The 17,188-nt window shown below is 66.3% G+C and carries 19 protein-coding genes and 1 tRNA gene; 12 read left to right on the forward strand and 8 right to left on the reverse strand.

Features of this window, described 5'->3' with window-relative positions:
- Positions 1-3: 3 nt before the first annotated feature.
- The 9 genes from pal to QZ609_RS06830 all read left to right on the forward strand — a co-directional run bounded on the left by pal (position 4) and on the right by QZ609_RS06830 (position 7,737).
- Complete coding sequence (pal, locus tag QZ609_RS06790) at positions 4-522, forward strand: peptidoglycan-associated lipoprotein Pal (RefSeq protein ID WP_295492500.1); 519 nt, start codon at positions 4-6, stop codon at positions 520-522.
- Between the two features lie 81 nt (positions 523-603).
- Positions 604-1,389, forward strand: coding sequence for a tol-pal system protein YbgF (gene ybgF, locus QZ609_RS06795; protein WP_295492502.1), 786 nt, complete (start codon positions 604-606; stop codon positions 1,387-1,389).
- A 123-nt stretch (positions 1,390-1,512) separates the two neighbouring features.
- Positions 1,513-2,226: a 7-cyano-7-deazaguanine synthase QueC gene (queC, locus tag QZ609_RS06800; protein WP_295492504.1), complete on the forward strand. Its 714-nt coding sequence runs from the start codon at positions 1,513-1,515 to the stop codon at positions 2,224-2,226.
- Positions 2,227-2,243: 17 nt separating this feature from the next.
- Complete coding sequence (locus QZ609_RS06805; protein ID WP_295492506.1) at positions 2,244-3,359, forward strand: YeeE/YedE family protein; 1,116 nt, start codon at positions 2,244-2,246, stop codon at positions 3,357-3,359.
- A 47-nt stretch (positions 3,360-3,406) separates the two neighbouring features.
- A tRNA-Lys gene (locus tag QZ609_RS06810) sits at positions 3,407-3,482 on the forward strand.
- Between the two features lie 174 nt (positions 3,483-3,656).
- The gene (locus tag QZ609_RS06815; protein WP_295492508.1) at positions 3,657-4,910 is read left to right on the forward strand and encodes an alginate lyase family protein; all 1,254 of its coding nucleotides are present in this window, start codon (positions 3,657-3,659) and stop codon (positions 4,908-4,910) included.
- Between the two features lie 48 nt (positions 4,911-4,958).
- The gene (locus tag QZ609_RS06820) at positions 4,959-5,450 is read left to right on the forward strand and encodes a nucleoside 2-deoxyribosyltransferase (protein ID WP_295492510.1); all 492 of its coding nucleotides are present in this window, start codon (positions 4,959-4,961) and stop codon (positions 5,448-5,450) included.
- 117 nt (positions 5,451-5,567) lie between these two features.
- Entirely contained in the window at positions 5,568-6,740 is a 1,173-nt protein-coding gene (locus QZ609_RS06825) for an acyl-CoA dehydrogenase family protein (RefSeq protein ID WP_295492512.1), read from the forward strand.
- A gap of 91 nt (positions 6,741-6,831) precedes the next feature.
- Entirely contained in the window at positions 6,832-7,737 is a 906-nt protein-coding gene (locus tag QZ609_RS06830) for a TauD/TfdA family dioxygenase (RefSeq protein ID WP_295492513.1), read from the forward strand.
- On the opposite strand, the gene QZ609_RS06835 is transcribed toward QZ609_RS06830, so the two are convergent.
- Genes QZ609_RS06835 through QZ609_RS06845 form a run of 3 tightly spaced genes read right to left on the reverse strand, consistent with a single transcriptional unit; the run spans position 7,734 to position 9,707 of the window.
- Positions 7,734-8,195 (reverse strand): NUDIX hydrolase, encoded by a 462-nt coding sequence (locus QZ609_RS06835; RefSeq protein WP_295492515.1) that lies wholly within the window; start codon positions 8,193-8,195, stop codon positions 7,734-7,736. The two genes, QZ609_RS06830 and QZ609_RS06835, sit on opposite strands and share 4 nt — an antisense overlap.
- A gap of 2 nt (positions 8,196-8,197) precedes the next feature.
- Positions 8,198-8,992, reverse strand: coding sequence for an iron export ABC transporter permease subunit FetB (fetB, locus tag QZ609_RS06840; RefSeq protein WP_295492537.1), 795 nt, complete (start codon positions 8,990-8,992; stop codon positions 8,198-8,200).
- 22 nt (positions 8,993-9,014) lie between these two features.
- Positions 9,015-9,707 carry an ATP-binding cassette domain-containing protein gene (locus tag QZ609_RS06845; protein WP_295492517.1) on the reverse strand — a complete coding sequence of 231 codons (693 nt, stop codon included), beginning with the start codon at positions 9,705-9,707 and terminating at the stop codon, positions 9,015-9,017.
- 313 nt (positions 9,708-10,020) lie between these two features.
- On the opposite strand from QZ609_RS06845, the gene QZ609_RS06850 reads away from it, so the two are divergent.
- Complete coding sequence (locus QZ609_RS06850) at positions 10,021-10,389, forward strand: hypothetical protein (RefSeq protein ID WP_295492519.1); 369 nt, start codon at positions 10,021-10,023, stop codon at positions 10,387-10,389.
- A gap of 64 nt (positions 10,390-10,453) precedes the next feature.
- Here QZ609_RS06850 and QZ609_RS06855 read toward each other — a convergent pair whose 3' ends face one another.
- The 3 genes from QZ609_RS06855 to QZ609_RS06865 form a co-directional block, all read right to left on the reverse strand.
- On the reverse strand, positions 10,454-10,975 hold the full coding sequence (locus tag QZ609_RS06855) for a DUF3318 domain-containing protein (protein WP_295492521.1): 522 nt from the start codon (positions 10,973-10,975) through the stop codon (positions 10,454-10,456).
- Positions 10,972-11,349 carry a phage holin family protein gene (locus QZ609_RS06860; RefSeq protein ID WP_295492524.1) on the reverse strand — a complete coding sequence of 126 codons (378 nt, stop codon included), beginning with the start codon at positions 11,347-11,349 and terminating at the stop codon, positions 10,972-10,974. The genes QZ609_RS06855 and QZ609_RS06860 overlap by 4 nt, the downstream gene beginning before the upstream one ends.
- 160 nt (positions 11,350-11,509) lie before the next feature.
- On the reverse strand, positions 11,510-11,836 hold the full coding sequence (locus QZ609_RS06865; RefSeq protein WP_295492526.1) for a DUF883 family protein: 327 nt from the start codon (positions 11,834-11,836) through the stop codon (positions 11,510-11,512).
- A 274-nt stretch (positions 11,837-12,110) separates the two neighbouring features.
- On the opposite strand from QZ609_RS06865, the gene QZ609_RS06870 reads away from it, so the two are divergent.
- Positions 12,111-12,749: a peroxiredoxin gene (locus QZ609_RS06870; RefSeq protein ID WP_295492527.1), complete on the forward strand. Its 639-nt coding sequence runs from the start codon at positions 12,111-12,113 to the stop codon at positions 12,747-12,749.
- 264 nt (positions 12,750-13,013) lie between these two features.
- Here QZ609_RS06870 and QZ609_RS06875 read toward each other — a convergent pair whose 3' ends face one another.
- Both QZ609_RS06875 and QZ609_RS06880 read right to left on the reverse strand, forming a co-directional pair.
- Positions 13,014-14,396 (reverse strand): NCS2 family permease, encoded by a 1,383-nt coding sequence (locus tag QZ609_RS06875; protein ID WP_295492529.1) that lies wholly within the window; start codon positions 14,394-14,396, stop codon positions 13,014-13,016.
- Positions 14,397-14,829: 433 nt separating this feature from the next.
- Positions 14,830-16,023 carry an acyl-CoA dehydrogenase gene (locus tag QZ609_RS06880; RefSeq protein WP_295492531.1) on the reverse strand — a complete coding sequence of 398 codons (1,194 nt, stop codon included), beginning with the start codon at positions 16,021-16,023 and terminating at the stop codon, positions 14,830-14,832.
- A 103-nt stretch (positions 16,024-16,126) separates the two neighbouring features.
- Here QZ609_RS06880 and QZ609_RS06885 point away from each other — a divergent pair, with 103 nt between their 5' ends.
- The gene (locus QZ609_RS06885) at positions 16,127-16,954 is read left to right on the forward strand and encodes an IclR family transcriptional regulator (RefSeq protein ID WP_295492533.1); all 828 of its coding nucleotides are present in this window, start codon (positions 16,127-16,129) and stop codon (positions 16,952-16,954) included.
- The last annotated feature ends 234 nt before the right edge of the window (positions 16,955-17,188 follow it).

Raw genomic sequence — 17,188 nt, forward strand, 5'->3', positions numbered from 1 at the left:
GACATGTCCAAGTCCCAAACCATGATCAAACTGGCGGCCATCGCCGCACTGCTGGCCCTGGGTGCCTGCAGCTCGGGCGTCAAGCTCGATGACACCGCAAAGAACGCCACGGGTGGCGCCAACGCCGGTGGCGATGCAAACAAGGTGGCCACGGTCGACGTGACCCGTGATGAGCTGACCGATCCGAACAGCCCGCTGGCCAAGCGCAGCGTGTACTTCGACTTCGACAGCTACTCCGTCAAGTCGGAATACCAGGGCCTGCTGACCCAGCACGCGCGCTACCTGCAGTCGCACGGCCAGCGCAAGGTGCTGATCCAGGGCAACACCGACGAGCGCGGCACCAGCGAGTACAACCTGGCCCTGGGCCAGAAGCGTGCCGAGGCCGTGCGCCGCGCCCTGTCGTCGATGGGCGTGCCTGAAGGCCAGATGGAAGCCGTGAGCCTGGGCAAGGAAAAGCCGCAAGCCACGGGCCACGACGAAGAGTCGTGGGCACAGAACCGCCGCGGCGACATCGTTTACTGATCGCGCTTGCTGATCAGCGACGTGTGAAGTGGAACGCGCCGGCCGCGAGAGCGTGGCCGGCGTTCTTACGTGTGTGATGACATGAATACGATGATGAAACAGCGCGCTTGTGGGGCCATGCGTCGGGCCATCCTGATGGCGACGCTTGTCGCGAGTGGCGCCCTGACCCTGGCCGGTCCGGCGGCAGCGGGTGTGTTTGACGACGATGAGGCGCGCCGCGCCATCATCGACATGCGCGAGAAGTTCAACAACTTCCAGTCGACGGCTGCCCAGCGCATCGATCAGAACGGCAAGAACATGATCGACGCGCAGAACCAGATCGAGACGCTGCAGTCCGAGGTGGCGCGCCTGCGCGGCCAGAACGAGGTGCTGCAGAACCAGGTCGATACGCTGACCAAGCAGCAGAAGGACTACTACGCCGACCTCGATGCGCGCCTGAAGAAATTCGAGCCGCAGCAGGCCACGGTGGAGGGCCGCGAAGGCATGGTCCAGCCCGGCGAGAAGGACGAATACGACGCCGCGCTCAAGATCTTCCAGACCGGCAACTTCAAGGGCGCGGGCAACCAGTTCTCGGCGTTCCTGAAGAAGTACCCGCAGAGCCCGTACGTGCCGCTGGCGCAGTTCTGGCTGGGCAACGCCCTGTATGCGCAGCGCGACTACAAGGGCTCGACCACCGTGCTGGAGGGCATGGCGCGCGCCAACCCGCAGCACCCGAAGGCGGCCGATGCGCTGCTGCAGGTGGCGACCAACCAGGGCGAGTCGGGCCAGAAGGCCGCGGCACGCAAGACGCTGGAGACCGTGGTGGCGCAGTATCCGGGCTCGGAGCAGGCCAAGACCGCCGCCAGCCGCCTGAAGACGATGCGCTGATCCGCACCGCTTCCTTTCGTATTGACGCCCGCCCGTGTTCGCACCGGCGGGCGTTTTTCATGGCGGGCCACACATGCCGGGTATGCGTGCGCGCGGGCACGGGTAGGGCGGCGGCGCGCTAAAATGCGAGCCTTCCATCGATCGATCCGCAAGGCTTTCCCCATGAAAAAACGCGCCATCGTCCTGCTCTCCGGCGGGCTGGACTCCGCCACCGTGCTCGCCATGGCCAAGGCTGACGGCTTCGACACCTATGCGCTGTCGATGCGCTATGGCCAGCGCCATTCGTCCGAGCTGGACGCGGCCAAGAAGGTGGCGGCCGCGCTGGGCGCCGTGCGTCACGAGATCGTCGATCTAGACCTGCGCAAGTTCGGTGGCTCGGCGCTGACCGACGACACGCTGGCGGTGCCGACCGAGGGCGTGCACGAGGGCATCCCCATCACCTACGTGCCGGCGCGTAACACCATCATGCTGTCGCTGGCGCTCGGCTGGGCCGAGGCCGTGGGCGCGCGCGACCTGTTCTTCGGCGCCAACGCGGTCGACTACTCCGGCTATCCGGATTGCCGCCCCGAATACGTGGCCGCCTATGAGACGCTGGCGAACCTGGCCACGAAGGCCGGCGTGGAGGGCGATCGCTTCCGCGTCAACGCGCCCATCATCGCCATGACCAAGGCGGAGATCATCCAGGCCGGCGCGCGCCTGGGCGTCGACTACAGCCTGACCGTGTCGTGCTACCAGGCCGACGATGAAGGCCGCGCCTGTGGCGTCTGCGATTCGTGCCGCATCCGCCGGGCCGGCTTCGAGGCCGCGGGCGTGCCCGATCCCACCCGTTACGTTTGATCCTGCGCGCGACGCCAATGCCTGACATCGATCTTCATGCGCTGTCCCACACCGTGCTGTGGGCAACCTTCGCGCTGACTTTCCTCTTCGGTGCCCTCCTGCAGCGTACGCACTTCTGCACCATGGGCGCGGTGTCCGACGCCGTCAACATCGGCGACTGGAACCGCCTGCGCATGTGGGTGCTGGCCATCGGCGTGGCGATGATCGGCACCGGCGTGCTGAGCTGGCTGGGCCTGATTGATACCAGCAAGACGATCTACACCGCCAGCCGGCTGCTGTGGCTGTCGGCGCTGGTGGGCGGGCTGCTGTTCGGCTTCGGCATGGTGCTGGGCTCGGGCTGCGGCAGCAAGACGCTGGTGCGCATCGGCGGCGGTAACCTGAAGTCGGTGGTGGTGTTCGTCTTCCTCGGGTTGTCGGCGTATATGACGCTCAAGGGTGTGTTTGGCGTGGTGCGCGTGGCCACCGTGGACAGTGTCGCGGTGGCGCTGCCGACCCCGCAGGATCTGCCGAGCGTGCTTGGCCACGCGCTGTCGGTGGAGGTACGCACGCTGCGCCTGGCACTGGCGCTGGTGATCGGTGGGGCCTGCGCACTGTGGGCGCTGCTGGGTCGCGACTTCCGCACGCGCGACAACCTGGCGGGCGGCATTGGCGTCGGGCTCATCATCGTGGCCATGTGGTACGTGTCGGGCCACCTCGGCTACGTGGCCGAAGATCCGAACACGCTGGAAGAGGCCTTCGTCGCCACCAACAGCGGGCGCATGGAGGCGCTGAGCTTCGTGGCGCCGGTGTCGTACACGCTGGAGTGGCTGATGTTCTTCAGCGATACGTCGAAGGTGCTGACGGTCGGCATCGTGAGCGTGCTGGGCGTGATTGCCGGCTCGGCCATGGTGGCGCTGGCGAGCGGCACGTTCCGCTGGGAGGGCTTTGCCAATGCCGAGGACACCGGCAACCACATTGTCGGCGGCGTGCTGATGGGCGCGGGCGGCGTGACGGCGCTGGGCTGCACGATCGGGCAGGGGCTGTCGGGCGTGTCGACCCTGGCGATCGGCTCGTTCATTGCGCTGGCCGGCATCCTGATCGGCGCGGTGCTGGCGTTCCGCTACCAGATGTGGCGACTGGAGCGCGTGGCCTGATGTGCGTTGACAGGATTGCGGGCATCTGCCTATAATCGTCGTCTTTGGGGTCTTTAGCTCAGTCGGTAGAGCAGTAGACTTTTAATCTATTGGTCGCGGGTTCGAATCCCGCAGGACCCACCAGCATTCGAAAGGCGTAGCAGGCAACTGCTACGCCTTTTTTGCATTCCGGCAGCCTCTCACCCTGTCGGGTCGATGCGACATCCCGTTCGATGTAAGTTTGCGGAAGGGTCGCGCTCGGCACACTCGCGTGCTCCCTGTGCTTTTCGCAGGCCACACATTGGAGTTTCGCGTCCTATGCCGTTCGATCTTCGCTCCGCTGTTCGTGTTTGCGCCGGGGTGCTGTGCGCCATCGGGTTGGCTGGCTGTGTTGCGACCGCGCCGCGCGCCGAGCTGGCTCCCGCACAGCGCCACGAGGCGCGCGCCGCCGTGAGCCCTGCAACCGGCGCGCTGCCGTTCACGCATCCAGCCTTGCTGCACTCGGAGCGCGACTTCGAGCGCATGCGCCAGAACGTTACGCAGGGGCGCGAGCCCTGGACGCAGGGCTGGCAGCGGCTGATCGCCAACCGCCATGCGTCGCTCAACTGGATGCCGCGCCCGCAGGCCACCATCTATCGCGGCAACGACCGCGTGCACGCCGAGAACTACGCCGTCCTCTTCAACGATGCCGCCGCCGCTTACGCGCTGGCCTTGCGCTGGAAGATCTCGGGAGACGACGCCTACGCGGACAAGGCCATCGCCATCCTGAACGCCTGGGCGAACACCCTGACCTTGATCGGCGGCAGCTCAGACCGCTTTCTCGCCTCGGGCATCTACGGCTATGAACTGGCCAATGCCGCGGAGATCCTGCGTACCTCGCCGCACTGGCGCCCGGCTGATTTCCACCGCTTCCAGGCCATGATGGTCGACGTGTTCTACACGATGAACCACGACTTCCTGACCCGCCACAACGGCGCCAAGATCGACCACTACTGGGCCAACTGGGATCTGGCCAACATGGCGTCGATGCTGGCCATCGGCGTGCTGGCCGATCGCCGCGACATCTACGCCGAGGCCATCGACTACTTCAAGCACGGCCAGGGCAACGGCGCCATCGAGCACGTCGTGTGGAAGCTCTATCCGAACGGGCTGGGGCAGGTTCAGGAGAGTGGGCGCGACCAGGGGCACACCATGCTCGATATCGCGCTGCTCGGTGCCATCTGCCAGATGGCGTGGAACGCGGGCGACGATCTCTTCGGCTATGACCACAACCGCGTCCTGCGCGGCGCTGAATATGCCGCCCAATACAACCTCGGCGAAGACGTGCCCTACACGCCGTACGCAAACAGCGACGTGACCCAGCCCGACATCTCATCGGCAGCCCGGGGAGACACGCGACCGATCTGGACACTGCTGTATAGCCACTACGTCGTCCTCAAGGGCTTGCAGGCGCCGCACGTCGAGGCGTTCGCGCAGAAGGTCAGCCCGGAGGGCGGTGGCGGCGACTACGGCCCGAACAGCGGTGGCTTCGACCAGCTCGGTTACGGCACGCTGACGTTCGCGCTCAGGTGAGGGCGGCGCGCTATCCTGTGCGCCCTTGCCGTCCACTTGTCCAAGCCCATGCCCCTGCGCCTCTACCTCGCCGGCCCCGACGTCTTCCGCCCGCAACCCGCCGCGTACGGTGAAGCGCTCAAGGCGCTGTGCGCGGCGTTCGGTTTCACCGGCCTGTACCCACTCGACAACACCATCGCCCCGCAAGGCGATGGCCCGTCGACCGCGGCGGAGATCTACCGCCAGAACGTCGCACTGATCGATTCCGCCGATGCCGTGCTCGCCAACGTCGCGGATTTCCGCGGTTACGAGCCCGACTCCGGCACCTGCTTCGAGATTGGCTATGCCATCGCGCGCGGCAAGGATGTGTGGTGCTATCACGTGCCCGCCGTGCCGCTTGTCGCGCAGGTGCCGAACGTGGACGGCAACGATGCCGACGGATGGGCGGTCGAAGACTTCGGCCTGCCGCGCAACCTGATGCTCGCCTGCAGCAGCCACTTGGTGGTGGGCGACGCGCGTGCGTGCCTGGCGCGCATGCGTGCGCACTACGCGCGCACGTAGTCACCCGCGCCACGCATATACGCGGGGCCGATATGCCCATGCAAATTCCTTCGTTCAGCGCGGTCGGGGGGCTCCGTATAGTGCCTGCACCCGATTGCGCCCCGGACGAGGCACTGCATGAAGCTCAACGACCTGCATCAACTTCCCGACTTGTCCCACCTGCTCGCGGAGCTGGCGGCCACCGCCGCGCAGCGTGACCAGCAGGGCGGCCATCCTGCCCACGAAAAGGCGCTGATCGCGCGCACCGGCCTGCTGCCGCTGGTGATCCCAACCCAATACGGCGGTGCCGGCGCAAGCTGGGCCGATGCGTTTGCCGCGGTGCGCGCCATCGCGGCGGTCGACAGCGCGCTTGGGCATCTGCTCGCCTTCCAGTACTTGCAGACGGCGACGGTGACGCTCTACGGCTCGGACGCGCAGCGCGAGCGCTTCTTGCGCCCGACCGCCGAGCTGGGCTGGTGGTGGGGCAACGCCGTCAACCCGGTCGACCATCGCCTGCGCGCGCAGCGCTCCGGCAGCGGCTGGACCCTCGACGGCGAGAAAGGCTTCTGTTCCGGCACGCTCGGTTCCAACATGATGGTCGTCTCGGCCCACGACACGGCGAGCGGCCAGCCGGTGATCGCCGTGGTGCCGACCGCGCGCTACGGCATCACCGTGCGCGACGACTGGCATCCGATCGGTCAGCGCCAGACCGATAGCACCTCGGTGCAGTTCCGCCACGTCCAGGTCAGTGACGATGAAGTGCTGGCGGGCCCCGATACGGTGTTCGCGCCGCACCAGACCCTGCGCTCGTGCATCGCGCAGACCGTGCTGGTCAATCTCTACACCGGCATCGCGGAGGGCGCGCTGGAGGAGGCGCGCCGGCACACGCAGCAATCGTCGCGGCCGTGGTTTGCCTCGGGCGTCGAGCGGGTGGCCGACGATCCGTATCAGCTCCACCGCTTCGGCGAGATGCGCGTGCAGTGGCTGGCCGCCGCTGCCCTGGCCGACCGTGCCATCCAGCGTCTGGACAGCGCCTGGCGCAAGGGCGTATCGCTCACGGCCGACGAGCGCGCCGAGGTGTCGCTCGCCACGGCGGAAGCCAAGGTGGTCGCGCATCGCGCCGCGCTGTTCATCGGGCAGGAGCTGTTCGAGGCGACCGGCGCGCGTTCGACCAAGGCCGCGCTTGCACTCGACCGCTTCTGGCGCAACGCGCGCACCCACACGCTGCACGACCCGCTCGACTACAAGCTGCGCGCCATCGGCCGCTATGCGCTGGAGGGCGTCCTGCCCGAGGCGACCGTCTATAGCTGAGCGCGCGTATCGATCTGCGGATTCCTTCGTTGGCGGCGGGGTGGTGCAGGCGGTGTAATGCGGAATCCGCTCATTGCCTGTCTGCGCTGCCATGTCCGACGCCGTCATTGTCGTCCCCGAAGCCCCCGCGGTTCATACCGCGCGCTTTCACGTCCGCCGCTTGCCCGATGCGCCATTGGGCGCGGAGATCATCGGCCTGCGGGACGGCGCCGATTTGTCTGATACCGACATCGCCGCCATCCGCCAGGCCTGGCTCGTGCACGACGGCCTGCTGGTGTTCCGCGACGTGCAGCTCACCCCGCAGGCGCAGGTCGATTTCAGCCGCCGCTTCGGGCCGCTGCAGGTGCACGTGCTCAACCAGTTTCACTTGCCCGCGCACCCCGAAGTGCTGGTGGTCTCCAACGTGGTGGAGGACGGCAAGCCGATCGGCCTGGGCGACGCGGGGCGCGACTGGCATTCCGACCTGTCGTACAAGCCGCTGCCGAGCCTGGGCTCCTTGCTGCTGACGCGCGAGCTGCCGCAGGCGGGTGGCGACACGCTGTTCGCCAACATGGTCCGCGCGTATGAGACGTTGCCGGCTGAGCTGAAGCGCGCCATCGAGGGCCGGCGCGCCGTGCATTCCTACGTGTATCGGTATGAGCGGTTGCGCGCGCTGTCGACCTGGCGCCCACCGCTCACGCAGGCGCAGCGCGATGCCGTGCCGCCGGTCGACCACCCCGTGGTGCGCACGCATCCGGAAACGGGCAAGCGGGCGTTGTTCGTCAACGAAGGCTTCACCTCGCACATCCTCGGTTTGCCGGAAGACGAGAGCACCGCCATCCTCGAGCAGCTCTTCGCCCACAGCGTGCAGCCCGACAACGTCTACACGCACCGCTGGCAACCCGGCGACATGCTGTTCTGGGACAACCGCTCCACGCTCCATTTCGCGCCGGGCTGCCCGGACGCCTATCGCCGCACCTTGCACCGGACGACGATCGAGGGCGACGTGCCGGTCTAGAGCCCCATTGCGCGCAGCCGCGCATCGACCTCGGCCAGCGGCAACGTTTCCGCAAACAGCCGTGCCAGCGACTGGCTGGCGTAGTGCGGCACGTCGTCGGCGCTGGCCCAGCGGTAGCCATCCATCTCGGGGACGAGCTTGCCGGTGTAATAGCTCGCGAACATCGAGGTGCAGACCAGCGTGTCGAGTGCCACGTCCGCGCGACGCAGGCGCGTGGCGAACAGGTGCAGATCCTTGCCGCGCCGCAGGGGGAAGCGGCCGAGTTCGATCAGCGTATGGGCGTCGAGCGCGAGGCCGGTCTCTTCCCGTGTTTCGCGCAGCGCGGCGTCGCGGTCCGTCTCGCCCGGCTCGGGGGCGCCTTTGGGGATGTCCCAGTGATGCGTCTCGGTGGCGTGCGCGAGCAGGACTTCCGCATCTTCGTTGAGCAGCACCAGGCCGCAGGAGAGGGCGGTCTTCATGGCTAGCGCCCCCCCGGCACCCGCTGCACGATGCGCGAGGCGAGCAGCTGATGCTCGCGGCTGAACAGCCGCCGATACGCCAGCAGCACCGCCGCCACCGTACCCAGCCCCGAAGACGCCGCCAGCAGGAACATGATGACGATCTGGTAGCGCACCGCTTCCAACGGCGACTGCCCCGCCAGCACCTGCCCGGTCATCATGCCGGGCAGGCTCACCACGCCCACCACCGACATCTGGTTGATGATCGGCGTCATGCCTGCGCGCACCGCCGTGCGGGCGGCGTCGCGCGCGGCTTCCCAGCGTGTGCCGCCGAGTGCCAACACGGTTTCGATCTGGTCACGCGTGGCGGTCAGCTCGCCGGTCATCCGCTCCAGCGCCAGGCCCACGCCCGTGAGCGTGTTGCCGAGGATCATGCCCATGATCGGGATCGCGTACTGCGGTGCGTACCATGGCTGCGCGCGCAGCACGACCACCAGCCCGATCGCCCCGATCAGCCACGTGCTGCCGAACACCGACAGGGTGCCGTCACGGCGCAGCCCCGCGTAACCCCGTGCGCCGCGGCTGCCGGTGGCGTGCCCGGCAATCAGCGTCATCAGCGCGATCAGGGCCAGCACCACGGTCCAGTGCGCGTTGGCAAAGACCCACTGCAGCACGAAGCCGATGGCCAGCAGTTGCACGACGGTGCGCACCGCCGCCCACGCCAGCCGGCGCTCCAGCCCCAGGCCCAGGCCGACCGACAGCGCACCATTGACCAGGATCAGCAGCGCGGCCACGCCCACTTGCCAGGCGGAAAGCATCGGTTCGGTTGCGGTCATGGCATCAGGCCTCGGCGTATTGTGGGGCCGGCGCGTGTGTATCGAGGCGGCCGGCCTCGACGCGCCAATGCTGATGGGCGATCCGCGCGGCTTGCGCCGGATCGTGCGTGATCCACACCCAGGCGCGACGGTCAGGCGCGTGCGCAAACCAGTGCTGCAGCATCGCCTCGATGGCGCGGGCGGAGGCCGGGTCGAGCGCGGCCGTCGGTTCGTCGAGCAGCAGCACGGCCGGATCGGTCTGCAGTGTGCGCACCAGCGCGGCGATCTGCGCCTCACCGCCGGACAGGTTGGCCGCAGTCTTGTCGAGAAAACCGGCATCGCGTTCGGCGCGTGCCAACAGGGCAATCACGCCCGCCCGGTCGAACGCGGCTCCCCCTTTGCGCGCATGCAGCCGGTAGGGCAGGCGCAGGTTGTCTTCCACCGTGCCGGGCAGCAGGGCCGGACGCTGGCGCACATAGGCCACCTGGCAGCGGAACGCGGGAATGGCCGATGCCGCTACGGTTTCGCCACGCCATGTCACATGACCGTCATCGAGTGGATCGAGCAGTGCCAGCGCGCGCAGCAGCACGCTCTTGCCGGCGCCCGACGGGCCGGTCAGGGCGATGCGGTCGCCGGGGCGCACGGCGAGCGTGGCCGGGTGCAGCAGCGGGGCGCCGGTGCGCGCGTCGCGGCGTTGGAGGGCGGTGGCTGTCAGCATGGCGTGGGAGAGAAGTGTTGCTTAACGTAGCGCATCAATAGATGGAATTCATGCATTGTGGATATGAGCAGATGGGATACCCCTCGGCCGATTTCCATGCGATGTCGGGCATCGAAGACTTTGGAGCCGCATGGCGACAGCATCCGCAAGACCCCCGGTGGCCGCCCCTAGCCTGAACGGCGGGTGCGCCCCGTCATTGGTGGCCGTAATGTCAGACGAATCCGACAACGCCGTCAGTGCCGGGAGGGTCGCCATTTGCGCAAGCCGGCGATAGCATCAGAACCATCACGACAACAAACGTCGGAGGGTCGCCATGGAAAGCACGAAGGCTCAGATTACGCACCCATGGTGGCAGCCGGGCGTCTTTGCTTCCGCTCTGGCGATCTTTCTATGGGTTTGCGCCCAACTGCCGGCTGACATGCTCGGCCATCTCTTCCACGTCGGTACCTCGCCGGATTCGCTCATGCGGGTGGGCGACACGCTGTTCGTGATCGGCTGGACGGCCAGTGGCGCGTTGCTCTGGCATGGCCGCCGCCGTATCGAACCCGAGACCGTCGGTGCGCCGCAAGCCTCGGTAACCGAAGCCACCGTGCCGGCCGCGCCTGCGCACGGACTCGCTGCCGTGCGCCAGAACGTCGCCCGGCGCTGGGAGCGGATGCGTCATCCGATCCCGCTGCACTGATTGGCAAGATCGCGCGCACCAAAAGCAAAGGCCGGATCGCTCCGGCCTTGGTGTCGATGCACGCTTAGGACGTGCTGCCCGGGATGATCTCATCCGACCCGGGCTCAGGCGCGGTCTGCGCACCGGCGCCAGCCTGCGTCTCCTGCCATTTGCGATAGCCCCACCAGGCTGCGCCGGCCACCAGTCCGATCTTGCCCAGCCGCCGTGTCACCCGCCCGATGATGGTGTGGCGCAGCCCGGCGTAGGCCAGTGAAATGACGGTGCCGACCATCGGATATTCCCGCGCGATGCCCAACGCGCGCATCAGCTTGTTCGGCCGGGCCAGCGGGCGCAGCAGGCTCGGTAGCAAGGAGCCGATGCCGCCCAGGCTGAAGGTATGGCTGGCCGCGCGGCTCATCTCGCTGCGCGCTTGCGCATAGTCGTAGCGTTCGAGCGCGGCGCGCGTGAGCAACAGCTCCTTGCGCACCTCCAGCGACAAGCGGCCTTCGCTGTTACGGCGCGAGGGGCGCACGTGATGGCGCGCGGAGTGCGCTGCCTCGTGTTCGGGCTGCTTGGGCGTTTGGCCCGGTTGGGTTGGCTCGGTCATCGGCGCAGGATCTCCCGGTCTTTATCGAGTTCGGCCAGCGTGGCCTCGAACAGGGGCGGCGCATTGCGCAGCGACGTGCGGACCTTCCACAGGCACGCTGCCGCGCCCAGGGCGTACAGCGCAGCCATCACGGCCAGCGCCTGCCAGCGGTAGGTGTCCCAGAACAGGATGGCGACCAGCGCCGTCAGCGTCAGGATGGACAGCGCGATCAGGCTGACGGCCAGCGCACCGAGAAAGGCGGCGGCCAGCAGGCGGTCTTTTTCTTCGGCCAGCTCGACACTGGCCAGCTCAAGGCGCGTCTGCGCCATCGAGACGACGGTGCCGGCCAGTTTCTTCAGGGAGGCGAACAGCTTGGGGCTGTGATCGTCGGTCATGAAATTCCCGGGAGGAAGCGGGGGCCGGTGTGCCGCCAGCCACGGCGATCGGCGCTGTGTCGTGCGCCGCGCTCAGGCCTGTGAGCCCCCGCCAGAATGCAACTGGCCGATGGCGCGATCCGGATGGGGCGCGCCATCGGCCAGGAACGGCGTTGCCAGCTTACTTGCGGTTGAGCAGCAGGCCGATCAGCAGGCCCAGGCCTGCGGCCACGCCCACGGCTTGCCACGGATGATCATGGACGTAATCGTCGGTGGCGCGTGCGGCGGCCTTGCTCTTGGTGACCACGGCGTCTTGCAGGTCCTGCGCTTTTTCCTTGGCTTGCCGCAGCAGGCCCATGCCGCGCTCGCGCAGCTCGGCTGCTTTTTCACCGCTAGAGGAAGCGGCTTGCTTGAGCAGCGCTTCGGCGTCGGACAGAACAGTCTTCACGTCGGTCATCAGTTTCTCCTTATTGACGGAATCGGCCAGGTTGGGGGAAGTGTTCGTCATGGTCGGGCACCTGCTGTGTGTCGGGGATCAATCGTCGATCTGTCATCGCGCACAGTCGCTAGCATATGTGTGGGTGTCTTGAAACATCAAGCGCCCAGGCCGCGTGCGCTGCGATGGATCAAGCATTGTCCGGCAACGCGTGCACGCATGCCACCGTTTTGCCAGAAAGTCGCACGCTAAATGACAAAAAGTGATGTGGTTGTGAATTTATAGTCGTTTTGGTTGGATGGCAATCTGGCTATAGTGGTTCCCACTCACTGCATGGAGGACACGAATGTCTCTACGTTTGGGCGATGTCGCCCCCGATTTCGAGCAGGATTCAAGCGCTGGCCGCATCAAGTTCCACGAGTGGTTGGGCAACAGCTGGGGCGTGCTGTTTTCGCATCCGGCCGATTTCACCCCGGTCTGCACCACCGAATTGGGCCTGACCGCCAAGCTCAAGGACGAGTTTGCCAAGCGCAACGTGAAAGCCATTGCCCTGTCGGTGGACCCGGTCGATTCGCACACGAAATGGATCGACGACATCAACGACACGCAGAACACCACGGTCAACTTCCCGATCCTCGCGGATCAGGACCGCAAGGTCTCGCAGCTGTACGACATGATCCACCCGAATGCGAGCGAGACCTTTACCGTGCGCTCGCTGTTCGTGATCGACCCGAACAAGAAGGTGCGCCTGACCATCACGTATCCGGCATCGACGGGGCGCAATTTCAACGAGGTGCTGCGCGTGATCGACTCACTGCAGCTGACCGAGTATCACAGCGTGGCCACGCCGGGCAACTGGCAGGACGGCGACGACGTCGTCATCGTGCCGTCGCTCAAGGACGAAGAGGTCATCAAGCAGAAATTCCCGAAGGGCTACAAGGCACTGCGCCCGTACCTGCGCCTGACGCCGCAGCCCAACAAGTAACCGGCTCCTTGGTAGTGTGATTGCCGCCCGGCCCTCGTGCCGGGCGTTTTTTGCGTTGAACCTATTCATGATCCTACTGCGCGGCCCGATCTTGGCCCTGTGATGCTCGCCGTACCGATGTACGGCTGCGCCGCATTTGGCAAATTCGGGGCCAACCTCGAGCCGCTCGCCACGGATCCTGAACAGGTTCAGAGGCAAAAGACAAACCGGCCAGCCCTTGCGGGTCTGGCCGGTTTGTCTTTTGGGAGACGGTTCAGCGCGCGATCAGATCGCCCAACCGCCTGCGTAGAACGTTGCCAGCGCGGCGGCGATCGCCACGGTGCCGACGTTCAGCTTGCGCCATTCACCGGCCACCAGGCGGCCGATCACCAGCGTGCTGAAGCCGAGCATGATGCCGGTGACGATGTTGCACGTCAGCACGATGAACACGGCGCAGACCAGGCCGGCCAGCGCGTCGACCATGTCGTCCATGTGCAGCTTGCTCACGCTCGAGAGCATCAGCAGGCCGACGTACATCAGCGCCGGGGCCGTGGCGTACGACGGCACCAGGCCGGCCAGCGGCGAGAAGAACATCACCGCCAGGAACAGCACGCCGACGACGACAGCCGTCAGGCCCGTCTTGCCGCCCGCAGCCACGCCCACTGTCGATTCGATATAGGCCGCCGCCGGAGCGCCGCCAAAGAAGGCCGAGAAGATCGAGCTGATCGAATCCGCCGTCAGGGCGCGGCCACCGTTGATGATATGGCCCTTGTCATCGAGCAGCCCAGCTTGACCTGCCACCGCGCGGATCGTGCCAGTGGCGTCGAACACAGCGGTCATCACCAGGGCCAGCACGGCGGGCAGCACGGCGGCGGAGAGTGCACCGCGAATGTCCATCGCGCCGATCAGCGAGGCATGGCCTGCAGCGGCGAGCGAGGGCAGTGCGAACACGCCGGTGAACTTCACGGCCGGGTCAAAGATCAGGCCCAGTGCCGAGATGGCGACGATCACGATCAGGATGCCGCCCGGCACACGCCGGCGCTCCATGCCAAAGATGGCTGCCAGGCCCAGCACCGACATCACCACCGGGAAGGACGTGACGTGCCCCAGCGCCACGGGCAAGCCCGGGCCGGCATTCTTGACCACCATACCAACATCGTTGGAGGCGATCAGCAGCAGGAACAGGCCGATACCGATGCCCGTGCCGTGCGCCACGCCCGAGGGCAGGTTGCGCAGGATCCACGAGCGCACGCCGGTGGCCGAGATGGCGGTGAAGACCACGCCCATCAGGAACACCGCGCCCAGCGCCACTTCCGGCGAGAGCTTCTGCCCGAGCACGAGGCCGAAGGCCATGAAGGCGGTCAGCGAGATCGCGCAGCCGATGGCGATCGGCAGCTTGGCCCACAGGCCCATCAGCAACGAGCCGAACGCCGTGGTCAGGCACACCGCGACGAACACCGCGCTGCTGTCGAAACCGGCCTTGCCGAGCATGCCCGGGACGACGAACACGGCATAGACCATCGCCATGAAGGTGGTGATGCCTGCGACCACCTCGCGTTTTTGCGTGCTGCCGCGCGCAGAGATCTGGAAATAACGATCGACAGCGCGCGTGTCGGCAAAGCCGGCGGCGTCGAGTTCCGTCACCGACGGAATGGACTGTTCAGCCATGGTGGGTTTGTCTCCTGGCAGAGCTCCGCGCTGGCCGGTCCGGATGGATCGTCGTCAACGTGAGGCGCCCTGTTCTGGTTTTGATTCGGTGCGGGTGCCGGCGTACGCGCGCTGGCATTCTCCAGACCGTTGTCTCGCGATTGGTTTTTTCGCGTGGCGCTGCGGTCTACGTATGGACTGCGCGCACGTTCTATCGGTGTGAGGGTGGTGCCTTCAGACCGGTTGATCCTTGGACACTTGGAGCGAAGCATAGACGCGCGCCCGTGGCCGATTCATGCGGCAAACCGTATCCCGGTCATTTGCAAATTTGTATAACGCGAGGGGGAGATGAAACGGAGGGAAGCGAGGTGCCCAGGACGGGCGAGACATGCGGCGACGGGTGTGGCGAGTCGTGCACGAGTGTGCATCAACCCGCCGAAAAAACAAAGCGCAATTAGAAGAAAGCCTGAATACCCGTCTGCGCGCGACCGAGGATCAGCGCGTGGATATCGTGCGTGCCTTCGTACGTATTCACCACTTCCAGGTTCACCACGTGGCGGATCACGCCGAACTCGTCCGAGATGCCGTTGCCGCCCAGCATGTCGCGCGCCATGCGGGCGATGTCGAGCGACTTGCCGCACGAGTTGCGCTTCATGATCGAGGTGATCTCGACTGCAGCCGTGCCTTCGTCCTTCATGCGGCCCAGGCGCAGGCAGCCTTGCAGGCCGAGCGTGATTTCGGTCTGCATGTCGGCCAGCTTCTTCTGGATGAGCTGGTTGGCGGCGAGCGGGCGGCCGAACTGCTTGCGGTCCAGCACGTACTGGCGCGCGATGTGCCAGCAGGCCTCGGCCGCGCCCAGCGCACCCCACGCGATGCCATAGCGCGCCGAGTTCAGGCACGTGAACGGACCCTTCAGACCGCGCACGTCCGGCATCAGGTTCTCTTCCGGCACGAACACTTCGTCCAGCACGATCTCGCCGGTGATCGACGTGCGCAGGCCGACCTTGCCGTGGATGGCCGGTGCGCTCAGGCCCTTCCAGCCCTTCTCCAGGATGAAGCCGCGGATCTGGTCTTCGCCGTTGTCATCCGGCAGCTTGGCCCACACCACGAACACATCGGCGATGGGCGAGTTGGTGATCCACATCTTGGCGCCGGAGAGCGAGTAGCCGCCGCTCACCTTCTTGGCGCGCGTGATCATCGAGGCCGGGTCGGAGCCGTGGTTCGGCTCGGTCAGGCCGAAGCAGCCGATCCACTCGCCGGTGGCCAGCTTGGGCAGGTATTTCTGCTTCTGCGCCTCGGTGCCGAATTCATAGATCGGCACCATCACCAGCGACGACTGCACGCTCATCATCGAGCGGTAGCCGGAGTCCACGCGCTCGACCTCACGTGCGATCAGGCCGTAGCTGACGTAGTTCAGGCCGGGGCCGCCGTACTGCTCGGGAATGGTCGGGCCCAGCAGGCCCAACTCGCCCATCTCGCGGAAGATCGATGCATCGGTCTTCTCATGCCGGAACGACTCCAGCACGCGCGGCATCAGCTTGTCCTGGCAGTACGAGGCGGCGGCGTCGCGCACCATGCGCTCGTCGTCGGTCAGTTGTTGGTCAAGCAGCAGGGGATCGGCCCAGTGGAAGGCGTTGCGAGCGGTCACAGCGGTAGTCTCCGAGGTTTTGTTGTTCCGAGATACGGAACACAGTTTCGAAATTTAGAGCTATCATAGCCCAACCGACGACAAATCCTAGGCCTTTTTTGCGATGAGCACGACACGTCTCCCCGATCCCGAATTCGACACCGCGCGCGATCGCGAAGGCGATCCGAACTTTGTCACGGCCCTCGCGCGCGGGCTGGAACTGCTGCGTGCGTTCCGCCCCGGCGACACGCTGCTGGGCAACCAGGAGTTCGTGCGCCGCACGGGCTTTCCGAAGGCCACGGTCAGCCGCCTGGCTGGCACGCTGGTCTCGCTCGGCTACCTGCGCTACGACGAGGCGCTCGGCAAGTACGGGCTCGATACCGGGGTGCTGGCGCTCGGCTTCGCCTACCTGGCGTCGAGCGACGTGGTGCAGCTCGCGCGCCCGCACATGAGCGCGTTCGCGCAGCGGCACGGCGTATCGATTTCGCTGGGCAAGCGCGATCGGCTGGACATGGTCTATCTGGAAACGATCCGCCACGACAGCCCGGCGATGGGCGGGTCGTCGGGGCTGGGCGTGGGCTCGCGGCTGTCGTTGCTGTCGAGTTCGATGGGGCGGGCGTATCTGGCGTCGCTGCCGGCGGCGCGGCGTGAGCGTTTGTACGACACGCTGCGCGCGCAGCAGCCTGCGCAATGGGCGGCGGAAGGTGCGGCAGCCGATGGCGCCGTGAAGGCGGGGGTGCGTGATGGCTATGCGGTCTCGCTGCGCGACTGGCACCCGGCCATCCACGCATGTGCGGTCGCATTCTTCGCGCCGAGCCAGCGCGAGCCCTACGTGGTGAGCTGCAGCGCGCCATACACAGCGGCCGATGCCGAACGCATTCGCGATGAGTTGGCACCGGCACTGCGTGAGTTCGCGGCACGGCTCGGGCAGGTGGTCGAGCCGGCCATGTAGCCTCTTTCGAGATCTACCAGAATTTGTCTTGGCGTCAGCACTGGCGTCAGGATGGTTTGGCCGTTTCTGCCCTATGCGGCGCCTTGAATTTGTGTGAGCGGGCGGAAAAAAGAAGGAGGCCTGTTTGAGCGAAGCGAGTTTGCCTCCTTCTCCGCACGGTCACACAAATTCAAGGGGAAGTCGCCGCATCGGGCGCGCCTTTCTTTGCTTACTTTCTTTGGCAAGACAAAGAAA

Source organism: uncultured Ralstonia sp. (genome assembly GCA_913056305.1).
In the GTDB taxonomy this organism is placed as follows: domain Bacteria; phylum Pseudomonadota; class Gammaproteobacteria; order Burkholderiales; family Burkholderiaceae; genus Ralstonia.